Below are 3,672 nucleotides of genomic sequence, written 5' to 3'. Positions count from 1 at the left end.
GGTACTTGTCGGCGGCGATCATGACGGCCTTGTAGCCGGCGATGTTGGCCTGCGACGACAGCACGTCCATGCTCTGCGCGCGCGTGGTGCGCGGAGCGGCCTCGAGCGCGAAGGCGGTCAGGCCTGCTGTCGCCAGGCGCTGCAGGCCGGCGGCATCGAAGGGGTTGAGCATGCCGATGACGACGGTGCCCGGTTTCATCAGCGCGATCTCGCGATCGTCGGGGCTGCGCACCTTGAGCACGATGTCGGCACCGAAGGCGCCCGCGGCATCGCTGATCTCGGCGCCGGCGGCCTGGTAGGCGGCGTCGGTGACGCTGGCGGCCACGCCGGCGCCCGTTTGCACCCGCACCACATGGCCTTGGGCCACCAGCTTCTTCGCGGTCTCCGGGGTGACGGCGACGCGGGCTTCGCCAGCAGTCGTCTCGGCTGGAACGCCTATTTGCATGTTCTGTCTTTCGTGTCGAAGGTCTGCGTGCGCCGAGAAGCAGCCGACCCGTTCAATCAAAGTTCAGGATCACCTTCATCGCCTGCGAGCGATCGGCCGCCAGCGCGAAGGCGCGCGCCGAGTCGCGGTACGACAGCGTGGCCGAGATCAGCGGCTTGACGTCGACCAGCCCCTTGTTGAGCAGCTCCACCGCCACCTCGAACTCCTCGTGGAAGCGGAAGGCGCCGCGCAGGTCGAACTCCTTGGCGACGATGGTGTTGATCGGCAGCTGGATCTCGCCGCCGGCCAGCCCCAGCTGCACGATGATGCCGCGCGGCCGCATCGCATCGAAGGCGCCGACCAGTGCGCGCGAGTTGCCGCTGGCCTCCAGCAGCACGTCGAAGCTGCCCTTGTCCTTGGCGAAGCGAGCCAGGGCGGCGGGCTCCTCGGCGACGTTGATCGCCTCGTCGGCGCCGACCTTCAGCGCCTTCTCGAGCGTCAGCGCGCCGACGTCGGTAGCCACGATGTGAGCCGCGCCGGCGCGCCGCGCCGCGACGATCGCCAGCGCGCCGATCGGCCCGCAGCCGGTCACCAGCACGCGCTTGCCGAGCAGCGGACCGGCGCGGCGCACCGCGTGCAGCGCCACCGACAGCGGCTCGGCCATCGAGCCTTCGCCGTCGCTGACCGAATCCGCGAGCTTGTAGGCCTGGTGCGTCTCGACCACGATCTGCTGGCGGAAGGCGCCCTGCACATGCGGGTTGCGCATCGCGCTGCCGTAGTAGCGCATGTCCAGGCAATGATTCTGCAGCCCCTGCTGGCAGAAGCGGCACAGGCCGCAGGGCCGGCTCGGGCTGATCGCGATGCGCTCGCCGGGCTGGAAGCCGGTCACTGCGGAGCCCACCGCCTCGATCATGCCGGCCACCTCGTGGCCCAGCACCATCGGCTGCTGGATGCGCACGGTGCCGAAGCCGCCGTGCTGGTAGTAGTGCAGGTCGGAGCCGCAGATGCCRCCGCAGCGCACGCGCACCTGCAACTGGTCGGCGCCGAGTTCGGCGGTTTCGATCTCCTCGATGCGCAGGTCGCCGGGGGCGTGGATGACTAGTGCTTCCATGATCTTCCTCAGAGGGTTGCCGTCACGCCGCCATCCACGTAGAGGATGTGGCCGTTGACGAAGTTGGAGGCGTCGCTCGACAGGAACACGGCGGCGCCGACGAGATCCTCGACATCGCCCCAGCGCCGCGAGGGCGTGCGCCCGACGAGCCATTTCGTGAACTCTTCGTTCTGGACCAGCGCCTCTGTCAGCTCGGTCTTGAAGTAGCCGGGGCCGAGGCCATTGACCTGGATGCCGTGCTGGCCCCAGTCGATGGCCATGCCCTTGGTCAGCATCTTCACGGCGCCCTTGCTGGCGGTGTAGGGCGCGATACCCGGACGCCCGAGCTCGCTCTGCACCGAGCAGATGTTGACGATCTTGCCGCGCTTGCGTCCGATCATGTGGCGCGCCACGGCCTGGCCCACGAGGAACACGCTGTCGACGTTGGTCTTCATGAGCTCATGCCAGTCTGCCTCGGCAAACTGGTCGAGCGGTGCGCGGCGCTGCATGCCGGCGTTGTTGACCAGGATGTCGATGGCGCCGACCTCGGCTTCGATACGTGCGATGGCGGCCGTGACGGCTTCGCCCGAGGTCACGTCGAAGGAGGCGGTCAACACCTGCAGGCCCTCGCCGCGCAGCACGTCGGCGGCGGCTTCGAGCTTCGCGGCATTGCGCGCGTTCAGGATCACGCGTGCACCGGCGCCGGCGAGGCCGCGCGCCAGCGCGAAGCCGATGCCGGAACTGGAGCCGGTGATGAGCGCGGTGCGGCCGGTGAGGTCAAATTTTTTCAGTACGGATTGCAAGGGGATCTCCAGCAGTGATTGGGGTTTCGCCGAGCCAGCGCAGGACGGCCGCGCACTGTGCCTGCACCGGCAGCGTGGCGTCGGTTCGGAACACGTCAGGCTCTCCGATGGGCGGCTCGAGCATCTGGAACTGGTTGTCCACGAGACTGGCCGGGAACAGGTGGGCGGGTCGCGCCGCGACGCGCGCCCTCGATTCGTCCCGGTCGATCTCGAGATAGATGATCTTCACCTCGGGCTCCGCGGCGCGCAGGCGATCGCGGTAGCTGCGCTTCAGCGCCGAGCAGGTCAGGACCGTGGGAACGGAGGAGGCTGCGAGCAGGGAACCGAGCTTGGCCAGCCATGGCGACCTGTCGCTGTCGTCCAGGGCAATGCCACGCCGCATCTTCTCCTGGCTCTCCGGCAGGTGGTAGTCGTCGCCTTCGATGAGCACGCCGTGAAGCGCGCGCGCCAAGCCTGCGGCGACGGTCGACTTGCCGCAGCCCGCGACCCCCATGACGAGCAGCTTGTGGGGCATCGTTCAGCCCGCCAGTACCTGGGGATTGACAGGCGTGGGCGGCCGACCGGCCGACGGACCGAAGCCGAGCGCGGCAATGAGGTTCTCGGCCGTGAGCGCCGCCATGGCGTGGCGGGTTCGTACCGAGGCGCTTCCGATATGGGGCGTCAGCACCACGTTCGGCACCGCGAGCAGATCGCGATGGATCGCGGGCTCGCCCTCGAACACGTCCAGGCCGGCTGCGGCGATCGTGCCGTTGCGCAGCGCCTGCGCCAGCGCGGCGTCGTCGACGATGCCGCCGCGCGCGATGTTGGTGAGGGTGGCGGTGCGTTTCATCCGCGACAGTTCGGGAGCGCCGATCGCATGGTGGGAGGACGGGGAGTATGGCACCACCAGCACGAGGTGGTCGGCCTCCTTCAGCAGCGTCTCCTTGTCGACGTAGTGGGCCCCGCATTCGGCTTCGACGGCTTCCGGCAGGCGCGAGCGATTGTGGTAGATCACCTTCATGCCGAAACCAGCCGCTCCCCGGCGCGCGATGGCCTGGCCGATGCGGCCCATGCCGAGGATGCCCAGCGTCGCGCCGTGCACGTCGCCGCCGACGAACATGTCGTAGATGCCCGTCTTGGTCCACTCGCCCCGCCGCAGGAAGCGTTCGGATTCGGCGATGCGGCGTGCCGTCGCCATCATGAGGGCAAACCCGTAGTCGGCCGTGGTCTCTGTCAGCACATCGGGCGTGTTCGTGACGAGCACGCCGCGTTCCGTGCAAGCCGCGACGTCGACGTTGTTGTAGCCGACGCCCACGTTGCACACCGCCTTGATCGAGGGGCAGGCGTCCAGGAGCTCGGCACTGATGGCACTGATG

Annotated in this window: 5 protein-coding genes; all 5 read right to left on the bottom strand. The window is 68.6% G+C overall.

The features are described from left to right. Positions 1 to 445, bottom strand: a 445-nt coding sequence (locus AC1DY5_RS46825) for a Rossmann-fold NAD(P)-binding domain-containing protein (protein ID WP_478121201.1), incomplete at its 3' end; no start/stop codon positions are given. A 52-nt stretch (positions 446 to 497) separates the two neighbouring features. Next, positions 498 to 1,535 carry an L-idonate 5-dehydrogenase gene (locus AC1DY5_RS46820; protein WP_478121200.1) on the bottom strand — a complete coding sequence of 346 codons (1,038 nt, stop codon included), beginning with the start codon at positions 1,533 to 1,535 and terminating at the stop codon, positions 498 to 500. Between the two features lie 8 nt (positions 1,536 to 1,543). Further along, the gene (locus AC1DY5_RS46815; protein WP_478121202.1) at positions 1,544 to 2,323 is read right to left on the bottom strand and encodes a glucose 1-dehydrogenase; all 780 of its coding nucleotides are present in this window, start codon (positions 2,321 to 2,323) and stop codon (positions 1,544 to 1,546) included. Beyond that, positions 2,292 to 2,831 (bottom strand): gluconokinase, encoded by a 540-nt coding sequence (locus AC1DY5_RS46810; RefSeq protein ID WP_478121199.1) that lies wholly within the window; start codon positions 2,829 to 2,831, stop codon positions 2,292 to 2,294. Before AC1DY5_RS46810 ends, AC1DY5_RS46815 begins: the two co-directional genes overlap by 32 nt. A gap of 3 nt (positions 2,832 to 2,834) precedes the next feature. Beyond that, positions 2,835 to 3,672 (bottom strand): 2-hydroxyacid dehydrogenase (locus AC1DY5_RS46805; RefSeq protein WP_478121198.1); only part of this gene is annotated, 838 nt, incomplete at its 5' end.

It is taken from the genome of Variovorax sp. P4_D9 (genome assembly GCF_056401695.1).
This window is presented reverse-complemented; position numbering and strand designations above follow the sequence as displayed.

Bases quoted from the DNA above. Each gene is read 5' to 3' on its own strand.
- AC1DY5_RS46810 (WP_478121199.1), bottom strand. From the start codon at position 2,831: ATGCCCCACAAGCTGCTCGTCATGGGGGTCGCGGGCTGCGGCAAGTCG.